Genomic DNA, 20,307 nt, shown 5'->3' on the forward strand with positions numbered 1-20,307 from the left:
AAACTATTGAAGGACCTTTGCAGGGTGTGGTATAAATTTATATCCCATACCACGGATCGTCACAATATATTCGGGCTGACTCGGATCTAATTCGATCTTTTCTCTCAACTTTCGAATATGAACCATGACAGTGTTGTTATCACCATATGATGGGACGCCCCATACTTTCTCATAGATTTGATCTTTTGAAAGAACCACATTCGGATGATCACAAAAGTACTTCAGCAAAGAAAGAAGCTGAGCTGAGCATGCCGTCACCTCTCCTCTTACTTTCAATTCGGCTGCATGAGGATGATAGGAGAAATGGGCATAATGATATTGGCTTTGAGTGTCTTCTTGTTCCTCCTGTAAGGAGATATATGTTCGGTTTAGGTGAGCCTTAATTCTAGCCACTAACTCAAGCGGATTAAATGGCTTCGTGATATAATCGTCTGCCCCCTGCGCAAAGCCCGTCAGTTTATCGACATCAGACGTTCTTGCAGTTAAATAAAAAATAGGCGCTTTCGTTATTTTTCTGATTTCAGGCAGAACGTCAAAACCAGATTTACCGGGCATCATCACATCTAGAAGTAAGAGGTGGATGTCCTCGTTTTTGACAACATCTAATGCTTCATCTGCATGGTAGGCTTTATAAATATGCTTGAATCCTTCTTTTTTTAATACGCGTTCAACCATTTTCACAATTGCTTCTTCGTCATCTGCAATCAATATTTTTGCTGTTTCCACGCATCTCTTTCCTTTCTAGCTATGATCTCTAACCGTATATTACCATTGTCTAAAGTAAAAAAGTACCTCTTTTCTGCATAAAAGCGAAAAAATATCAACTGGAGAAAATAGCAGCATTAAGAAGTTTCAAACACGCAAAAAAACCCGGCATCTGTACCGAGTTTCTTTACATCTATTATCCATTTACAGCTTCTAGCTTTCGTTCATGATTCATTAAATCATATGTTAAACAAATCGGCTTATTCGTTCTAGGATCAAGCACAATTTCTGCATCAATATGGAATACCTGACTGAGTACCTCTTTGGTCATGACCTCATGAGGCGTACCGTCTTTTATGACTTTCCCTTGATTGAGGGCAATCATGTAATGTGAAAAACGCGCCGCATGATTCAAATCATGGATGACCATCAACACAGTTCGCCCCTGCTCTCTATTTAAGCGTTCTAACAGCTGAAGAATCTCGAGCTGATGTGCAAGATCCAAATACGTCGTAGGTTCATCCAATAGGAGCAGCTCTGTTTCCTGGGCAAGTGCCATCGCAATCCATACTCGCTGGCGCTGTCCGCCGGAAAGTGCTTCAATTGGTCGATCATGAAAAGCGATCATTCCCGTTTCCTCAAGTGCCCATCTGATGATTCGTTTATCTTCATTTGATAAGCGACCAAACCCATTTTGATGTGGGAAACGTCCATATGACACAAGCTCATACACTGTCAGTCCACTAGGTGCTTCGGGTGTTTGCGGTAAGATCGCCATTTGTTTTGAAATTTCTTTTGTCGGCGTCTCATGGATAGCCTGGCCATTTAAATAAACAGCTCCTCGATTGGCCTTCATAATACGAGACATCGTTTTTAAAATGGTTGATTTCCCGCAGCCATTCGGTCCAATCAGTGTTGTCACCTTGCCTTTTGGGATACTGACATTCAAATCTTCTACAATCAAACGGTCTTGATAACCGATACAAAGCTTTTCTGTTTCGAGCGATTTCATATGTTGTCTCTCCTTCCTCATTAGTTCGATTTCATCAATAAGTAAATGAAGTAAGGTGCGCCTAAAGCAGAAACGACAAGGCCAACTGGCACTTCTGATGGTGCAAGTATGACGCGGCCAAGTGTATCCGCCAATAATAATAACAGCGCCCCAATTAACGCGGAGGCCGGTATCATTCCTTGATGCTTTGGCCCAACAAGCTTTCTCGCCAAGTGCGGTGCGGCTAACCCTAGGAAAGAAATACTCCCTGCAACAGCAACACTCGCACCAGCTAATGCAACGGCAATCAGCATGAACAAGCTTCTTTCTTTATGAACTGAAATACCCAATCCATAGGACAGCTGATCACCCAAATTCATGATATTTAAATAGCGTGATCTGACAATCGCGAATATAAGGAAAATCACCATCCATGGTAGAACAGACAGGACATACGTCCAGCTTGAGCCATAAATACTTCCAGATAACCACACGATGGCTTGGTTAAAATCATTTGGGCTCATTTTCAATTGAATGACCACAATCGCTGCTGAAAACGCAGCATTCACACCAATACCAGTTAAAATCAATCGAACAGGTGTGATGCCTTTTTTCCACGCTAACACATAGATGAGAAATGCAGCAAAGGCTGCACCTACGAACGCGAAAAGCGGCAGTACAAAAATCGTGAAATCACCTAAATTCGTCATCGTGCCTTGAAATGCAAAGATAAATAGCACAACGGCAAAGCCAGCGCCGGCATTGACGCCGAGAATACCTGGGTCAGCTAAACCATTTTGAGAAACGCCTTGCCAAATCGCGCCTGATACAGCGATAGAAGCACCGACAAGTAAAGCGATGACCATTCTTGGAAGTCGGAATTCGAATAATACGAGCTCATCCATCTCACTTCCGAATCCAAAAAGTGTTTTCAATGTATCCATCGGAGAGATCCGAATTTCTCCGGTATTTAAACTAATAAGGAACACAGCTACGATCGCGAAAAAGATCATGAGCATCGTTCGTTGATATTTCTTTTTCTTTGCTTGCTGCACCATTTCCATTTAGATTCCGCTCCTTTCACGTCTAGCTAAATATAAGAAGAAAGGAACGCCTATAATCGCCGTGATGGCACCGACTGGCGTTTCAAACGGAGCGTTGACCAGCCTCGCAGCAATGTCTGCATAAATTAACAAAGTGGCCCCTAAAATAGCGGAGCATGGGATAATCCAGCGGTAGTCCACTCCAACCAAGAATCGAGTGACATGAGGGATCACAAGCCCGATAAAACCAATAGAGCCCGCTACCGACACGGCAGCACCCGTTAAAAGAATAACAACCAATACGCCAAGCACCTTGACCGTTTTCGTATACTGTCCAAGTCCTTTCGCCAATTCTTCACCTAAGCTCAGAACCGTGATCGAACGGGCAAGGATCATTGCAATGATTAGTCCTGCAATGGCAACTGGAATGATGATATGAATGTTGCTCCAATTCACACCTGCCACTCCGCCAGCATACCAAAAGCTCATATCTTGAGCGACGTCAAAACGGATGGCAATGGCTGAAGAAATTGAGCTCAAAAGTGCTCCAACCGCTGTACCAGCTAGTGCGAGTTTAACCGGAGTCAGTCCCCCTTTTGACATAGTACCGACACCAAATACAATAGAGGCACCGAGTGCGGCTCCAACAAATGACCAAAGAATTAATGTGAAAGAAGATTGGCCAGGGAAAAATGCTAATGCAATGGCAATCGCAAATGCGGAGCCATTTGTCACACCCATAATCTCCGGTGACGCCAGCGCATTTCTTGTCATTCCTTGCATAATGGCACCTGATACGGCTAAAAAGGCACCGACGAGCGCGGCTCCAACTGTGCGCGGCAGCCTCAATTCCCGAATGATTTGATGTGAAGTTTCTTGTGAATCAAAATGAAAAACGGCTTCCCATACAGTCTGTAAATGAATGTTTGCCGCTCCTAATGATACTGATAAAAAAAGACCAAATGCTAAAGCGATGATTCCTATGATGATAACAGCTGCTGTTCCAAAAGGCTTCGTGACAATATCGATCGTATCATCGCTGGCTGGCAGCTGTTTATTCGATTGTGAGCCCAAAACCAGTCTCTTCCTTTCCGTTCATGTTTATTCTCTATTAGTGATAATGATTATCAATCTCGAAGTCTAGTATATCACTTTCTTTTCTTTTTGAAATCATTGTTCTGATAAATTTCTTTATTTTCACAAAAAAATTGTGAGAATTTCACCATTTTTCTTTAGGTCTAAATTAGCCGATGCATTTTTGTTCCTATCATGTTACGATAAAATGAAATTGAGAATCATTATCAAGGAAAATTGAATAGGAGAGAATCTTTGTGAAAAAACGAACTGGATTTCTTTTGATTTCTTTATCGATCCTTATGATCTTTACAGCCGCTTGCGGCAGCACTTCAAATAAACAATCAGCAGCGAAACAGAATGACATGATGACATATCAGGATGCCAAAGGTGAAGTGAAGCTTCCGAAAAATCCGAAACGAATAGTTCTTCTTGCAGAAAGCTATTACGGGGACCTCGTCACACTCGGCAAGACGCCAGTTGCTACAACATCACCCATCTTTAAAAACCCTTTTTATAAAGGGAAAACAGATGGAGTGGAAAATCTCGGAAGGACCCCATCGGTTGAAAAGGTAGCCGCTTTAAAGCCAGATATGATTATTGCTTGGGGGGAAGATGAGAAGTTTGATCAATACAAAAAAATCGCCCGAACTGTAGCGGTAAAATACAATCAATATTCTTTCAAAGATCAGCTAAAAGAATTCGGTAAAATGACAGGTACACCAAAAAAAGCAACAGAATGGATCACAAAATGGGATACCAAAATTGCTGAGGTGAAACCAAAGGTAACCAAAGCTGTTGGCAGCAAAACGGTCTCGATTGTATCGCCATTTGATAAAGGCATTTATATCTTTGGAAACACCTTTGCCCGCGGAGGCGAAATCATTTATGACGAGCTGAAATTAAAAGCACCGAAGGCTGTCAAAAAAGAAGCGATCGACAGCGGTGTTGGCTATGCGAATATTTCTCTTGAGAAGTTGCCAGAATTCGCAGGCGACTATATTTTCACAGGTCCATGGAGCGGCTCAAAAAGTAAAGGTGACCAAGTGTATCAAAGCAGCATTTGGACATCACTTCCTGCCGTCAAAAATAAACATGTATTCGAAATAGATCCAGTCGGTTTCTTCTTTAATGACCCAGTGTCACTAGAAGGTCAGCTAGAGTTTATTGTGGATCGATTGACATCTGCATCATAAAAAAACGTTTCTCCAGAAATGGAGAAACGTCTTCCTTATACCGTTCCTTTGGCAAATCCTTTTGACATGAATGGATAAAGCAAAATACCTACTAAGAATAGACCGATTCCAAGACCAAAGGTTTTCAAGTCGGCTGTTCCTGAAATAATGACCCAAGCTGAATACCCCATCGCAACAAGTGCAATGATGCCGTCTCTCGTTCGATTTCCTTTTTGAAGTTCATACGTGTCACCTTGCATAATGACCTTAAAGCTGTAGATGGAAGACACAATATACGGAATAAGATACGCAAGTGTCGCTGATGTAGTTAAAAAGGTAAAAGCTTCATTAATCGTACGTGACATCACAGAGAAGATAAACAGCTGTGACATAATATTTGTAACAGTCAAAGCGAAAGCAGGGCTTCCTTTTTTGTTTGTTTTTGCAAATACTGCTGGAAAATCACCAGCCTTTGCTGCTTGATACGGTACTTCTGAACCAAGTAAAATCCAGCCAAGCATCGAACCAAACAAGCAAATAATCGCCAGCAGAGCCATGACAATTCCGCCAGCTGGCCCAATAATAAGCTGAAGCACATCTACGAATGGTTTGTCAGAACCTTGCAATTGATCGTGCGGCAGAACGCCCATCGTAATCAATGTGATAATCATGTAGATCGAAAGTGCGATTAAAAGACCTGTAATCGTCGCACGTTTCACATCACGCTGTGAGGATGCTCTTCCTGATAAAATGACAGCTGATTCAATTCCAATAAATGCCCATAGTGTGGAAATAGCCGCATGATGAATTTGACCTCCAAGGCCAAGCACTCCTTCGCTGCCTGTTTCAACCGGGAAGTAGTAATGTTCAAATAATGCCGTTTGAAATGCAAATAATCCCGCAACAATAAAAAGGACGAATCCAAGCACCTTTGAAAAGGTCGTAATAAAATTCAATTTACTTGCAGCACTTAAGCTTGTAATTAAAATGGTATGTGTTCCCCATAGAAGAAGGGTACATACGATAAACGTCATGAGCTGACCAAGCGTGACCGCTTCTTTTCCAAAGGTAAAAACTTCAGTCTTCACTGTGAGAATCGGGAAAAAAGTCGTTAAATAACCAGCAAGGCTTGTAATAATTGCGACATTACTAATCCAGCTTGCCACCCAATATCCCCACACCATTGTAAATCCAGCTGCTTTCCCTTTTTTCGGATCTTTAAAAAGCGCCCTTGCATAACTTTGTGGTCCAGCCGTCAGCTGCGGCTTATGAATGGACAAATGCCCAAATACAAGCGCAATCATCAGCACACCGCCGCCTGTGACAAGCCATGCCATCGTCACACCTAAAGGACTTGCGTGCTGGGCAAGCGTACTTGGCAGCATAAAGATGCCTGAACCTACCATATTTCCGACGACAAAAGCCGTCAATAACCAAAAACCCCATTTTTTTGTCTGTTCCATTTCCGTACCTCCGTTTTATTCACTTTGGACCAGACCCGGCAGTATCTTCATTGATATATTTGTGAAGCAATGACTTGCATTCTTTATGTTCATAATGGATTACTTTTTAACAGCATACCCTTATTTTTGTGACTCAGAACATAAAAAAAAGCCTGAACAAAAGTCCATGCTTTTCAAAACATACACCTTGATCTCCGGATAGCCCTCCACGCTTCAAAGACGTGGCAGTCCTGCATTTATTCAATGCAGACCCAGCATAAAGAAAGTTGGAGCTCTCTCTACACTTCGGCGCTGATGCCTTTTTTCTCATGATCTTCGATTCCATCTCTCCCATGAGTGACTCATCATCCGCGCAACCTCTACCTCACTGAGACATAGCGTGAGGATTTCTATTCATTTTTACTACACGAAGGTTATCAAACATTCTCATTTCTGTCAAAGGGTAAAACATAGAAAAAGGGCAGAGATTCTTTTCTCTGCCCTATACCTGCTTATTGATCGTTGTTTTTCTTCTTTTGTACAGCTTCCTGAAGCGGATCGCCTGCTAGCTCTTTACTTGCTTCCTCTAACAGCTGATCTACCTGCTGATGGTTTTTCTCACTTTTCGCTTTTTTATCCTTTTGGAAAAATGACATCGCTGTTTCCTCCCTTTTCATATAATGCGGTTGCCTGTTTAATTTGTGCTACAGCGCTCAGCATTATACAAGGGAAGAGGCTCAATCATCATGAAAGGTCTGTCTCATTTTTTGCAAGTACGACAGAAAGGTTTTTAAATCTTCCTTTGTGAAGTCTGACATCATATGCTGAATCACCTTTCCGAAAAGACGAGTATGCTTTTCATAAATGGCCATCCCTTTTTCCGTGACTTCTAAACGGACAAGTGACGAATCGTCCTTGTCCCGTTCTCTTTGAATATAACCCTGCTCACATAATTTATTGAGTGCAATAGAGGCTGCACCAGGGTTTAAAGAGAGTCTTTGCTTCAGCTCTTCGGCATGTGATACTTTGCCTTGTATCAAAATAGAAAGAGCATATATCTGTGGGGGCGTGATGTCTTTCTCTAACTCAAGTAACTTGCGGTTTAATTTACGGCTGACTTCATAATGTACAAGAACAATTTCTTTTAAAATGTCTGCATTACCCATCCGAATCGCATCCTTATCGTTAGTATCAACATGACTTCCCCCTTATTATAGAATGTTTTTCCATTCAGCCAACCCTTTTGGCCTCTTTTTCTTTAGAAATAAGCCTTGCTGAATGAATCCACCCTTGATATAGTGAGTACTTGAACTAAAGATAGAACAGGAGTACGCATCATGACAGGAAAAACACACATCATGGGCGGAATTGCCGCCTCCACAGCCGTTGCCTACTATTATGGATTCGACCCAGTGACGATAGCTGCTGCTGGATCAGCAGGTGCTCTGATCCCTGATCTTTGCCATACAAAAAGTAAAATCGGCAGAAAATTCCCGCTGCTCTCGACACTGATCAGCAGTGTGTTCGGTCATCGCACATTTACACACAGTTTATTATTTTTGCTGATCATTTATTTTCTAGCAACAACATACATTCCAAATGACAGCCTAAGTATCGGTTTACTAGTCGGGATGGCAAGCCATCTCATTCTGGATGCAGGAACAGTGAATGGGATTAAATTTTTATTTCCGGCTTCCATTAAAGTGCGTCTTCCCTTCTATGTCAAAACAGGCAGCACAGGAGAACAAGTCGTACTAGCTGCTCTCACCGTCGTTACCTGCTATTACATCGCTGTCCTCTGCGGCATCTCCATCCCATTCTAATGAATCAGAAAGAGTTTTCCGAAAAACACAGGATATGAATTGATCATTCCTCATTTTTTTAGTAGGTTTAAGATAAGTGTTTTTGCCTTGCAGCTGAATACAGAATGGTGAGGAGCTACATAAATGAAAGCGTTTTTCAAAAATCACTGGTTTTTAGTGTACTCCATCCTCTTCATGTGGATGAAAACATACATCATTTATCAATTCGGATTTCACATACGAACGGCCAATCTGTTTCATGAATGGCTGCTTTTGATCAATCCACTTAGCTTTTTGCTTCCTTTGTTTGGGATTGCTCTTTTTTTAAATGAAACGAAGCAAAAGGTATTTTTATTAACCGCAAATTTGATTTTGACGGCGATTCTCATATCGAATACGATCTTTTATGGATTTTATATTGATTTCATTACAATCCCTGTATTATTCCAAGCGAAAAACATGGGAGATATGGGCAGCAGTATGACAGAATTATTTCACCCGCTGTTTTTACTGATGCTCATTGATTTCGTGGTGCTGGCGTGGCTGTTAAAGCGCAAACCTTTAGCGCCAAAAGCCTCCTTTAAAACGATCAAAACATATTATGCGGTGTGCTGCAGCTTTCTATTGTTTCATGTCAGTTCAGCCATGATGGATCACCCTCGCTTTCTGACAAGCTCTTATGATCGAGAAGTGATCGTACGAAACCTTGGGCTGTTTCAGTTCCATCTGTATGACGGCGCTGCCCAAACGGCGCGTATTGGACAAAAAGCCTTTGCAGATGAAGATACACTTTCAACCGTAGCAAACTACACAAAGGCTGATTACAGTGCACCAAACGAAGAGTACTTTGGACTTGCTAAAGGCAGGAACGTTGTGTTCATTTCACTCGAATCAACACAGCAATTTGTCGTTGATCAAAAGGTGAATGGACAATACATCACCCCCTTTTTAAATCAACTCGCTAAAAAGAGTTTTTATTTTGATGAATTTTATCAGCAGACTGAGCAAGGAAAGACATCGGATTCAGAGTTTATTGTCGCAAATTCCCTCTACCCATCTAGCAGCGGCGCAGTCTTTTTCACAGCGAGTGACAACGAATACGACACGTTATACAAGCAGTTGAAAAAAGAGAACTATCAATCCGTCCAATTTCATGCGAATAATAAAACGTTTTGGAATCGTGATGTGATGTATGAATCGTTTGGGATTGACCGTTTTTATGATGTCGATTCGTATCAGGTCAATGAACAGAATTCAACTGGCTGGGGCTTAAAGGATATTGACTTCTTTGACCAATCCATTGATTATTTAAAAAAGTTGAAGGCGCCTTATTACAGCACGTTTATTACCTTGACCAATCACTTTCCATTTGAAATCGATCCAAAGGATCAATTGATTGATGAATATGATTCGTCCAGCGCCATTTTAAACCGCTATGTGACGACCGTCCGCTATCAGGATGAAGCCATTAAGACATTTTTTGACCGCATGAAAAAAGAAGGACTGTATGACAATACGATGTTTGTCCTCATGGGGGATCACTATGGTATCTCCGAGGCACACCATCAGGCAATGGCAGAGCTGCTTAAAAAAGATGAAATCACACCGTTTGATGCTGTGAAATTGCAGCGGGTGCCCTTTTTAATTTACATTCCGGGGGTCACAGATCAAGCACCGCAGACAATTTCTGAAACAGCTGGGCAAATCGACGTGAAGCCGACACTCCTGCACTTACTCGGTATTGAAACGAAGGATGCCATTCAATTTGGCAATGACTTATTTTCAAACGAACGGACGCCTTTTGCTGTTTTGAGAAACGGGAACTTTATTACAGATGATTATCTCTATACAAAGAACACCTGCTATGATCAAAAAACAAAAGAACCTGTTGAACAGGATGAGGTGTGTCAGCCTTATATCGAAAAAGCCAATAAAGAACTTTCCTTATCAGACAAAGTGATCAATGGGAATTTGCTGCGTTTTTATCAGCATTAAAAAGTCGCCATCTGGCGGCTTTTTCTTTTCTCTTTTTACTGAAAGCCTATGAATGGTCAAATAAGTTTGCTTATAATATAGGATACATATGATATTGAATAATAAGAGGTGTGAACATGAAGTATGCGTTCTTCCCCTTCATCGCCACCTGCTTGCTCCTGAGTGGGTGTCAAACAGAGATGAAGTCATCGGATACAAGCAAAAAAACAGAACTTGTCATTTCAGCAGCGGCAAGTCTTCAGGATGCACTAAAGGAAATTGAATCCGCCTTTAATGATGAGCATCCGAATGTGACATTAACAAATAATTTCGGGTCATCCGGCGCATTGAAGCAGCAAATCGCGCAAGGGGCAAAAGCTGACCTCTTTTTCTCAGCAGCTGAAGCGCCCTTTGATGAGCTTGTGCAATCTGGAGATATCGATCAACATTTTATCAAGGATGCCATCCAAAATGAGCTTGTACTCATTGTGCCAAATGATCATTCTTCCTCTATTAAAAGCTTTCAAGACGCCCAGCACATAAAAGGGAAGATTGCTCTTGGCACACCAGAATCCGTTCCTGCTGGTACATACGGCAAAGAGATTTTCACAAAGCTGAACATCTGGAATCAAGTGAAAAAGAACGCTGTATACGGCAAGGATGTGCGGCAAGTTTTAAGCTACGTAGAAACAGGAAATGTGGAGGCTGGTGTTGTGTATAAGACAGACGCCCTCGTTTCCAAAAAAGTGAAAATTGCAGCTGAAGCCAATCAGGACATGCATTCCCCAATCATTTACCCAGTAGGAATCGTTAAAGGGACAGAACATGTAGAGGAAGCCAAGTCCTTTTTTCAATTTCTTCAATCAGAAACAGCCAAATCAATTTTTAAGAAGTACGGCTTTCAAGTGAATTAATGCCTATGATGACTGAAGAATTTCTATCTCCTATTTGGCTGTCCGTTCAGGTTGCTTTTGTGAGCGGGCTGCTTTCCACTGTTTTTGGCACAACGATTGGCTTTTGGATGGCACGAAGCTCGTTTAAAGGAAAAATGATTGTGGAAACGCTGTTGATGCTTCCGCTTGTCCTCCCACCAACGGTTGTAGGTTTTTTATTGCTCGTCATATTCGGAAGGCATAGCATGATCGGGGGCGCGATTGAATGGATCTTTCACCAGCCGATCATTTTCACATGGTGGGCGGCAGTTATTGCATCAACGGTTGTGGCATTCCCGCTTATGTATCAATCTGCAAAGGCTGGATTTTCTACGATTGAGTCAGACATTGAAGGCGCTGCAAAAGTAGATGGTGCTCATTCATTTCAAGTCTTTGCCTACATTACAGTACCACTTGCTCTGCCTTCCCTTCTATCAGGCAGTGTCCTCAGTTTTGCCAGAGCACTTGGTGAATTCGGGGCAACCCTAATGTTTGCCGGCAACATCCCAGGAAAAACGCAAACACTCCCAACCGCTATATATGTGGCGATTGATTCCGGACGAATGGAGCTTGCTTGGGCGTGGACGATTTGTATTGTGATTCTATCTTTTATCATGCTGTTGGCTGTACGCCGAAGCAGTACGTAAAAAATCCCCTTTCTCACATGAGAAAGAGGATTTTTTTATTTATTCAAACCCAACCGTCATCGTCTCTGGATTCGAGCCGACGCGTTCGTTATTATTTAATGCATCGATTCTTTCCATGTCTTCTTTAGAAAGCTCGAAGTCAAAGATGTCTGCATTTTGTTTAATACGTTCTTCATTGATTGATTTAGGAATTGTCACGACACCGCTTTGCAGATCCCAGCGCAAGATGACTTGAGCAACAGATTTGTTGTAGCGTGCAGCAATGTCTTTCAAAACGTCATGATCTAATAGCTTCCCTTGCATCAGCGGAGACCATGCCTCAATTTGAATGCCTTTTTCCTTTGCATATTGACGCAGTTCAACAAGTGTCAGTTTCGGATGAAACTCCACTTGGTTCACAGCTGGAACAACCTCAGCATCTTTTAACAGCTCTTCTAAATGCTGAATATAGAAGTTGCTGACTCCAATGGCTCTGACTTTCCCGTCTTTATAAAGCTTCTCAAGTGCGCGCCATGTGTCTTTAAATGTATCTGCTTTTGGTCCAGGCCAATGAATCAAATAGAGGTCTAAGTAATCAAGACCTAATCGGTTTAAGCTTGCGTCAAACGCCTCAAGCGCTTTATCATAGCCTTGATCTGTGTTCCATACTTTAGACGTAATAAATAAATCTTCTCGTTTCACACCAGATTCTTTAATCGCTTTTCCTACGCCTGTCTCATTTTTATAAACAGCTGCCGTATCAATGCTGCGATATCCGTTCCGTATGGCTGCTTTTACGGCATCTACCACTTGATTGCCGTCCTCCACTTTGAATACACCTAAACCAAACCAAGGCATTTCCACTCCGTTATTCAGTGTTACGGTATCATTCAAGCTTTTGACCATTTTAACAACCACCTTTTTTTAGATTCCATCTCTTTCATTATCTCATGTTGTGCTTCAAAACTCTATTATCAGGCGTTTCTCTTCGCTTCGATGGCTAAGAGCAGCGCACCAGTCATACCAGCCTTGTCTTCAAGTCCAGGGGAGACAATGTATGTATCAAGCGGCGGCAGGTCCACATAATCATTGACATAAGCAGCTAGCTTCTCTCGAATGAGTGGGAATAGCTGCTTTTGCTTCATGACGCCTCCGCCCATGATGATGCGCTCTGGGCTTAAAATGAGCGAGTATTGCATAAGCGCCTGTGCTAAATAGTCCGCTTCAAGTGCCCAAACCGCTTCATCCTGCGTCAGCTCTTTGGCAGATTTCCCCCACCTTTTCTCAATCGCTGGTCCAGCTGCCAGTCCTTCTAAGCAATTTCCATGTGACGGGCAGACACCTGCAAATGGGTCAGATTCATGCAGCCTGACAAGGATATGCCCCATCTCAGGATGTGAATGACCGTGTAGAAGCTCATTTTTTACAACAGCCCCCGCACCAATGCCTGTACCGACCGTGATATACAAACAGCTGCTTAGCCCTTTGGCTGCCCCTTTTGTTAATTCACCTAGTGCTGCGGCATTGACATCAGTTGTAAAGGATACGGGGACACCTAATTGCTTCTCAAGCTCAGGAATGAACGGGTATTGCTTCCACTCCACTTTCGGTGTGTTCATGATATAACCGTATGAAGGATCGTCCTGTTGTACACTAATGGGTCCAAAGGAGCCAACCCCTAATGCTGCAATGTCATGCTGCTTGAAAAATGGAATGAGCTTTTGTATTGTTTGATCCGGGTGCTCTGTCGGAATCGTCATTTCCTCTAAGATGTCTCCATGCTCATTACCGATTGCACAACAAAATTTTGTACCCCCAGCTTCAATTGCTCCATAATACGCCATCATTGATCTCCCCCTGCTCGTTCTCTTTCTTCATCATAAAACATGGGGGAGAAGATGACAACATCACGTATTAGTGAGCAGAACAGCTTCCATGTCATTGATATACTCTCTTAAATGATGGGCAATATCACGGTTGATCTCACCATCTTCATATAAGGTTTGTATTTCATTTCGAATCGTCTGTACAGCTTGGAAGTTCAGCTCTTTTTTCTTTCGGTCAAATGAACGGTCTTTTTGCTGGAAGAAGCTTGGACCGTGTTCACAGCGGTAAATCACTTGGTTGTAAAAACCAATAACTTGGTGGCACGTTTGCTGGTTTTCATCTGTCATATGCTGTTTGATCGAGTCTACCGCAGCTTCAGCCGTTTTCTTACGGATTTGTTTATACGAGTCCTCTTTTTCTAAAATACCGTTTGAAATGTGCTGATTCGGCCGCCATAATTGCAGCCATTGAAGCAAGCGGAGAAACTTCACCTTTGAAAAACGAATTTTGAATGAGTTTGAGTACAGCATTTCCAGCTCATGAAATCTCTCTTGCAGCTCATAAGCTTCTTCCTTGTCAATTTTCTCATCATCAATTAATTGTTGAAGTTTCATCTGTTCTGCTTTGATACCATGCAGTCTGATTTTTTTCTCTTGTCTTCTCATCCCGAATTGGTATGGTTCACGCTGGATATTTCTCAGCTTCATTCGGTAATCATTGATGAGTGCAAGGGATACTTCCCTGTTGTCCTCATTCATCCCTTCTTTTAACGTTTTAATAGCACTTCTGAGCAGCTTCCGTTTTGCATGCTGAATCTTTGTATCCAAGTCCACGTCGACCTGCTTGTCTTTTTTCTCAGATAAAAGAGGCAGTAACACACTAGCTAAAATGAGTGTACATAAGATCACGCCTGCTGCGAGGAAAATAATTAAGTGCCGCTCTGGAAATGGTGATCCGTCCGCGAGCGTAAATGGGATAGAGAAGGCACCGGCTAATGTCACAGCCCCGCGGACACCAGAGAATGTCATCAGCATCGAGGCGCGAAACTTCGGCTTTTTCACATTTTGCTTTTTTGTTGCACTCCATTTTCCTGCCCAGAACAGCCATACCCATAAGAACCGCAGCACCATGAGACACAGTGTAATAATTAAGATGTAGCCAATCACCTGCATGTTGTTAAAGGATTCATCTTGGAAAATGACTGTAGAAACATCCGGAATCTGCAATCCAAGTAAGACGAAAACAAGTCCGTTTAAAATAAATAAAATAATATTCCATGTGTTTGATGAAGCAATTTGCAGTTTCGCTAAATTCGCTTCCATTCGATCTTGCTCAATGGCATGCGTCACACCACCGGCCACAACGGCTAAAATTCCGGATACACCAATTTCTTCTGCTGCTAAATAAATCACAAAAGGTGTAAGGATTTGCAGGATGATATGCATCGTGACATCGTCCATTCCTAAACGGCGGAGAAAATAGCGAAAACGAATGATAAAAAAGGATAGAATAAATCCAGTCAATAAACCACCTGCGGCAATGAAGACAAAGCTAAAGGATGCCTGAGCAATTGAAAAGGCTCCCGTCACTGTTGCGGCAATGGCAAATTTAAAGGCGACAAGTCCTGATGCATCGTTCATCAGCCCTTCGCCTTCCAGCAGTCTCATGATGCCCTTTGGCATATTCACACGGCTGGATAAAGCACTTACTGCCACGACATCTGTCGGTGATAAAATCGCTGCAAGCGCAAATGCGGCTGGAAGCGGTATGCTTGGAATCATCCAATGAATGGTATATCCCGCTACAACGACGGTTGCAAACACTAAACCAAGTGCTAAAAGAAGAATAGGTGCTCTTAATTTCCAAAGCTCGTCCCTTGGGGTACGCTTCCCGTCATTAAATAACAGCGGCGCAATAAATAGAACGAAGAAGAGTTCAGGATTTAAAGAAATATGTAAACCTGAAGGAAAAGCTGCCACCAATATTCCTAAGCCCACTTGAATTAACGGAACAGGAATAAAGGGGACAAAACGATTGATAATATTAGATGCTGCAATGAGTGCCAGTAGTACGAGCACTGCCAAAAAAATCTCCACTAGTACATGTCCCTCCTCTGTATATTTTTTGTCAAGTTTTGCTTACATGCAAAGATGTGTTCATTTCATCCATCCGTCCGATCAGAAGTGCTTCTTTAGTATTCCGCAAAAAGTGAAACCAACACATAACAATCCATCTAGGCAAAAAAAGGCTGAATCCAGATATTCAGCCTGCTGACAAAATTTTCATCATATGTATTGTTCAAATGATGAACAATAGACCTGCTTTTATTTTACACGAAAACTCCAACATCTGCTGACATTCAGCTCTTATTAAACACAAAAAAAGAGCGAAATCGCTCTTTTTTCGTTTCACCCTTTATTTAAAAAATAAGACCTGGCGGGAAGACGCCATTTGAATAAGTAGGAACAAACCCTGCATACGACGAGGATGACAAACAGCAGATATAAAGCAAGCTCGCCTTGCGCTAAGCCGAGTCCGACGAATAAGCCGCCAAGGGCTGCCCATACGGCGTAAATTTCTGCTTTTAGCACAAGCGGCTTTCGTCCTGCTAATAAATCACGCACAATTCCGCCGCCGCTTCCAGTCAAAATGGCTGCCACAATGACTGCACTGAGCGGGAGTTCTCTTTGCACAGCAAATAGTGCGCCTTGAATCGCAAACGCTGCTAAACCGATCGCATCCGAGAAATTTCCCCATGTGCTCCAGTGCTTAAGCAAAAGCTTTGGAAAAAGAAACACAATCGTAATAGATACAAGGGCAATCGTAAACATTTTGCCCTGTGACCATAAAGCAGACACCGGAAGACCAATTAATAGATTCCGAATCGCTCCACCGCCAAATGCTGTCACAATCCCTAAAATGTACACACCAAGAATATCGTACTCTTCCTCCATTGCCACAATCGCACCACTAATGGCGAATGCGACAATGCCAATGATACTTAAGACTTCCCATGCCATTTTCCGCTTATCTCCTTACCATTATCTAATCATCTAATACTACTCCCTTAATGTATATCTGACACAGGCGAAAAGCAATACAAATTTTCTTTAAATTTTATCTTTTTGCAAAAATAAAAAATAGCCCGCTTATAAGCAGGCTATCTCCTTCAATCTTCTTTTGCATTTAACAGCAGCATACTAATGATGATGAGAATAAATGCAATAAGGGCTAGTAGTGGAATGGTGATAAAACCAAACCAGTTCAAATAATCAACAGAACAAGGAATACCGCTCAGACAAGGGCGAATCGATGCAAAGCCAGGTATTTTTTGTTCCATATAATGATAAATAGAAAAACAAGCGCCAATCACAGCCAAAGGCAGAACGTAATATTTCACTTTCTCATCGCCTCTGAATGTCGCAATTCCAAGTAAAAGCACAAGTGGGTACATGAATATGCGCTGAAACCAGCACATATCGCATGGGATAAACTTTTTTACTTCACTTAAATACAGGCTGCTCATCGTCGCAACGATAGAGACGATCCAAGCACTGTATAAGTAAACAAGCTTATTCTTCATGATTTTTTCCCTTTGAGCTCTTGATCAATTAATTCTTTGATTTCATCATAGTCATAAAAGTTTTGGACTTGTTTATTGTTAATGAAAAGAGTTGGTGTTGCATTCACTTTATATTGGTTCACAAGCTGATCGTCTGTGTTCAGCTGCGGCTGATATGTTTTCTTCGATAGGTTATCTTTAAGCTTGTCCGTATCTATTTTTGTTGTCTTTTTCGCTAGCTCCGTCAGCTTAGCAGGCGTAACCCATTCTGCTTCACTATCTGGCTGTGCTTGATAGACAGCTTCATGAAATGCCCAAAAGTTTTTCGGATCTTCTTTCCACACTTCTTCAGAAGCTAGTGCTGCTAATACAGCGCCATCTCCATGAACAGGAAGTGGTAAGTTAATAAACGAAAATGATACATCGCCTTTATCTATGTAGTCCGCTTTCAGTTTTGGGAAAATGTCTGTTTCAAATGATTTACATGAAGGACATTTATAATCCCCAAACTCGACAATTTGCACGGCTGCGTTTTTATCTCCCATGACAGGCTGTCCTTTAATAGAAGGCTTACTGTCAACCGTTTGTGCTTCTTTGCTGTTGTTGTTCCCAATGACGACGAATAATCCGATGAGAAGAGCTGCGATAATGGTTAAAATAACAGCAAATTTAATGGATGAAGATTGATTATTTTTTTTACTCACAAAAGCACCTACCTTATCTTTTTCATTCCTTCAAAAGAAAAAGGATAATAGCTTAGAATAATGCCATTATCCAACTTCTTCTATTTTAACAAGAGGGGATTCATTATGAAAGATGGTATTCATGAATTTTTCCTTACAATTTTATTTCATCACCCTCATGGCATTTAAAACAGCGAGTACGGTCACACCGACATCCGAGAAGACGGCTTCCCACATGGTCGCAATACCAAATGCACCGAGTAATAGGAAAACCCCTTTAACCCCAAGAGCAAATGCAATGTTCTGCCAGACAATCCTTCTTGTTCGTTTAGCGACAGCGATGGCTTCTGCAACTTTTGACGGTTGGTCTGTCATAATGACGATATCAGCCGCTTCTACCGCTGCATCTGAACCAAGTCCGCCCATCGCAATACCTATGTCTGCTCTTGCTAATACCGGTGTATCATTAATGCCATCCCCAACAAATAATAATTTTTCTTGAGGCGCTTTTTTCTGATCAATTTCTTCTAATTTTGTTACTTTATCCTGCGGTAATAATTCTGCATGTACTTCATCTATGCCAATTTGCTGGGCGACCGCTGTTCCGACTTGTTTGGCATCACCAGTCAGCATGACAGTTTGAATGCCAGACGCTTTTAGAGCGGAGACAGCTTCAATTGCATCATCCTTTAATTCATCTGCAATCAAGATCGATCCGGCAAACTCACCGTTAATCGCCATGTACACAACCGTTCCGCTTCGTTTTTCTTTTTCATATGAAATGCCTTCTCGTTCCATCAAGCGATGATTTCCCGCCAAGACTTGTGAACCACTGATGGTCGCTTTAATTCCATGTCCTGCAATATCCTCATATGCTTCGATCTGGCTTTCATCAAGCGGAGAACCATATGCCGCTTTAATTGATTCAGCAATCGGATGTGAAGAATGAGCTTCTGCTAAAGCTGCAAAAGAAAGCAGCTCCTCTTCTGACCACTTTTCGCTAGCTGTCACGATATTGGTCACCGTAAAGTTTCCTTTTGTGAGTGTGCCCGTCTTATCAAATACAGCATAGCTCACAGAGTTCAGTGCTTCTAAATAGTTACTGCCTTTTACAAGGATGCCTCGTTTAGAAGCTGCCCCAATTCCCCCGAAGAATCCTAATGGGATGGACACGACAAGCGCACACGGACATGAAATAACAAGGAAAACGAGTGCCCGGTAAACCCAGTCAGACAATTGTGCTGATGGAATGAGAAGCGGCGGCACAAAGGCAAGCAGTAATGCCAATACAACAACAGCCGGTGTGTAGTATTTTGCAAACTTTGTAATAAAGTTTTCTGTCTGCGCTTTTCGGCTGCTCGCATTCTCAACCAAGTCTAAAATTTTCGTCACTGCCGATTCGCTAAGTCCTTTTTGCACTTCAATTTCAAGAATCCCGTTTTGATTCACAAACCCTGCAAGAACTTCCTTCCCTGCTTCTACATCCCGCGGCACAGACTCCCCTGTTAATGCGGAGGTATCCACGAGTGAAAAGCCTTCAATGACGAGGCCATCAAGTGGAATTTTTTCGCCTGGTTTCACGACGATACGGTCACCGACTTTTACTTCTTCCGGCTTCACTTTTTTCGTTTCATTTCCTACTTTGAGATTCGCATATTCAGGGCGAATATTCATTAATTCACTAATGGATCGTCTTGAACGATTCACTGCTGCCCCTTGGAACAGCTCTCCAATTTGGTAAAACAGCATCACTGCCAGTGCCTCTGGATATTGCTGAATCACAAAAGCGCCAGCTGTTGCAATGGTCATTAAGAAGTTCTCATCAAATACTTGGCCGCGCACGATATTTTTCAGCGCTTTAAAAACAACATCACCGCCGACTAGTAAATAGGCTGCGAAAAACGTGATGAATTTTAGTAAGCCATCTTCTGGTATGAAATAAGCCGCTGTTCCAATGACTGCACCGCCAATTAATTTCAGCACAATCGCTTTTAAATTCTTTGTCCCATGATCATGATCGTGATGATGGCCTTCTTCTTTTGGTGATACACTCACATGAGGTTCGATGGACTGAACCGTTTTTTCAATACGCTTTGACATCGTTTCTTGCTTATCTGCATGTGTGACAGTCAATGTCCCTGTCGCAAAATTAACGGAACAAGCTTCAACGCCATCCATTTTGCTGACACCTGTTTCAATTTTACGTGCACAGTTTCCACAATCAAGACCGTTTAATACGTATTCATCCTTCATTTTTTTCATGTTCTCACCTTTTTTCTATATGATAAGTAACGTTCCCTGGATCGATTAAACCTATTAAAAATCAAAAACTTTATATATGAGCATATATTCATATATTGGATTACCTATATTATATGAGGAGTTCTTGTCTTCTGTCAATCATTTATGAAGAAATAATTGGTTTTTTTGTGTCCGATTCTGTCATACGGATTTTCAATAAATCAAGCTCA

General features: G+C 41.9%; 19 protein-coding genes and 1 riboswitch. Of the genes, 5 read left to right on the forward strand and 14 right to left on the reverse strand.

The features are described from left to right. Positions 1 to 3: 3 nt before the first annotated feature. The 4 genes from AC3WTB_RS06615 to AC3WTB_RS06630 form a co-directional block, all read right to left on the reverse strand. Positions 4 to 726 carry a response regulator transcription factor gene (locus AC3WTB_RS06615; protein WP_260774811.1) on the reverse strand — a complete coding sequence of 241 codons (723 nt, stop codon included), beginning with the start codon at positions 724 to 726 and terminating at the stop codon, positions 4 to 6. Positions 727 to 901: 175 nt separating this feature from the next. Next, on the reverse strand, positions 902 to 1,717 hold the full coding sequence (locus AC3WTB_RS06620; protein WP_039181374.1) for an ABC transporter ATP-binding protein: 816 nt from the start codon (positions 1,715 to 1,717) through the stop codon (positions 902 to 904). A 20-nt stretch (positions 1,718 to 1,737) separates the two neighbouring features. Beyond that, on the reverse strand, positions 1,738 to 2,760 hold the full coding sequence (locus AC3WTB_RS06625) for a FecCD family ABC transporter permease (protein WP_052196534.1): 1,023 nt from the start codon (positions 2,758 to 2,760) through the stop codon (positions 1,738 to 1,740). Next, positions 2,761 to 3,813, reverse strand: coding sequence for a FecCD family ABC transporter permease (locus tag AC3WTB_RS06630; RefSeq protein WP_492333497.1), 1,053 nt, complete (start codon positions 3,811 to 3,813; stop codon positions 2,761 to 2,763). A 257-nt stretch (positions 3,814 to 4,070) separates the two neighbouring features. On the opposite strand from AC3WTB_RS06630, the gene AC3WTB_RS06635 reads away from it, so the two are divergent. Further along, positions 4,071 to 5,009, forward strand: a complete 939-nt coding sequence (locus tag AC3WTB_RS06635) for an iron-hydroxamate ABC transporter substrate-binding protein (protein ID WP_366204034.1) — start codon at positions 4,071 to 4,073, stop codon at positions 5,007 to 5,009. A 35-nt stretch (positions 5,010 to 5,044) separates the two neighbouring features. Here AC3WTB_RS06635 and AC3WTB_RS06640 read toward each other — a convergent pair whose 3' ends face one another. The 3 genes from AC3WTB_RS06640 to AC3WTB_RS06650 form a co-directional block, all read right to left on the reverse strand. Beyond that, the gene (locus tag AC3WTB_RS06640) at positions 5,045 to 6,451 is read right to left on the reverse strand and encodes an amino acid permease (RefSeq protein ID WP_039181382.1); all 1,407 of its coding nucleotides are present in this window, start codon (positions 6,449 to 6,451) and stop codon (positions 5,045 to 5,047) included. Positions 6,452 to 6,642: 191 nt separating this feature from the next. After that, positions 6,643 to 6,821, reverse strand: a riboswitch (Lysine riboswitch). Positions 6,822 to 6,942: 121 nt separating this feature from the next. After that, positions 6,943 to 7,086: a small acid-soluble spore protein SspJ gene (gene sspJ / locus AC3WTB_RS06645; RefSeq protein WP_041088277.1), complete on the reverse strand. Its 144-nt coding sequence runs from the start codon at positions 7,084 to 7,086 to the stop codon at positions 6,943 to 6,945. Positions 7,087 to 7,167: 81 nt separating this feature from the next. Then, positions 7,168 to 7,596 carry a MarR family winged helix-turn-helix transcriptional regulator gene (locus AC3WTB_RS06650; protein ID WP_034280901.1) on the reverse strand — a complete coding sequence of 143 codons (429 nt, stop codon included), beginning with the start codon at positions 7,594 to 7,596 and terminating at the stop codon, positions 7,168 to 7,170. A 171-nt stretch (positions 7,597 to 7,767) separates the two neighbouring features. On the opposite strand from AC3WTB_RS06650, the gene AC3WTB_RS06655 reads away from it, so the two are divergent. The 4 genes from AC3WTB_RS06655 to modB all read left to right on the forward strand — a co-directional run bounded on the left by AC3WTB_RS06655 (position 7,768) and on the right by modB (position 11,785). After that, entirely contained in the window at positions 7,768 to 8,253 is a 486-nt protein-coding gene (locus AC3WTB_RS06655; RefSeq protein WP_492333498.1) for a metal-dependent hydrolase, read from the forward strand. Between the two features lie 123 nt (positions 8,254 to 8,376). Next, complete coding sequence (locus tag AC3WTB_RS06660; RefSeq protein WP_492333499.1) at positions 8,377 to 10,227, forward strand: LTA synthase family protein; 1,851 nt, start codon at positions 8,377 to 8,379, stop codon at positions 10,225 to 10,227. A 116-nt stretch (positions 10,228 to 10,343) separates the two neighbouring features. Then, positions 10,344 to 11,120, forward strand: a complete 777-nt coding sequence (gene modA, locus AC3WTB_RS06665) for a molybdate ABC transporter substrate-binding protein (RefSeq protein ID WP_492333500.1) — start codon at positions 10,344 to 10,346, stop codon at positions 11,118 to 11,120. Beyond that, complete coding sequence (gene modB, locus AC3WTB_RS06670) at positions 11,120 to 11,785, forward strand: molybdate ABC transporter permease subunit (RefSeq protein ID WP_492333501.1); 666 nt, start codon at positions 11,120 to 11,122, stop codon at positions 11,783 to 11,785. Before modA ends, modB begins: the two co-directional genes overlap by 1 nt. Positions 11,786 to 11,824: 39 nt before the next feature. Here modB and AC3WTB_RS06675 read toward each other — a convergent pair whose 3' ends face one another. The 7 genes from AC3WTB_RS06675 to AC3WTB_RS06705 form a co-directional block, all read right to left on the reverse strand. Next, on the reverse strand, positions 11,825 to 12,670 hold the full coding sequence (locus AC3WTB_RS06675) for an aldo/keto reductase (protein ID WP_492333502.1): 846 nt from the start codon (positions 12,668 to 12,670) through the stop codon (positions 11,825 to 11,827). 68 nt (positions 12,671 to 12,738) lie between these two features. Further along, on the reverse strand, positions 12,739 to 13,608 hold the full coding sequence (locus AC3WTB_RS06680) for an ROK family protein (RefSeq protein WP_492333503.1): 870 nt from the start codon (positions 13,606 to 13,608) through the stop codon (positions 12,739 to 12,741). A gap of 63 nt (positions 13,609 to 13,671) precedes the next feature. Continuing rightward, positions 13,672 to 15,687, reverse strand: a complete 2,016-nt coding sequence (locus AC3WTB_RS06685) for a Na+/H+ antiporter (protein ID WP_492333504.1) — start codon at positions 15,685 to 15,687, stop codon at positions 13,672 to 13,674. Positions 15,688 to 15,999: 312 nt separating this feature from the next. After that, the gene (locus AC3WTB_RS06690; RefSeq protein WP_024423463.1) at positions 16,000 to 16,611 is read right to left on the reverse strand and encodes a trimeric intracellular cation channel family protein; all 612 of its coding nucleotides are present in this window, start codon (positions 16,609 to 16,611) and stop codon (positions 16,000 to 16,002) included. A 149-nt stretch (positions 16,612 to 16,760) separates the two neighbouring features. Continuing rightward, a complete protein-coding gene (locus AC3WTB_RS06695; RefSeq protein WP_492333505.1) occupies positions 16,761 to 17,174 on the reverse strand; it encodes a disulfide oxidoreductase in 414 nt (137 codons plus the stop codon). After that, positions 17,171 to 17,857 carry a DsbA family protein gene (locus AC3WTB_RS06700; RefSeq protein WP_025094107.1) on the reverse strand — a complete coding sequence of 229 codons (687 nt, stop codon included), beginning with the start codon at positions 17,855 to 17,857 and terminating at the stop codon, positions 17,171 to 17,173. The genes AC3WTB_RS06695 and AC3WTB_RS06700 overlap by 4 nt, the downstream gene beginning before the upstream one ends. A gap of 141 nt (positions 17,858 to 17,998) precedes the next feature. After that, positions 17,999 to 20,098 (reverse strand): heavy metal translocating P-type ATPase, encoded by a 2,100-nt coding sequence (locus AC3WTB_RS06705; RefSeq protein WP_058838165.1) that lies wholly within the window; start codon positions 20,096 to 20,098, stop codon positions 17,999 to 18,001. Positions 20,099 to 20,307 lie beyond the last annotated feature (209 nt).

It is taken from the genome of Bacillus sp. EB106-04-04-XG123, from assembly GCF_058791855.1.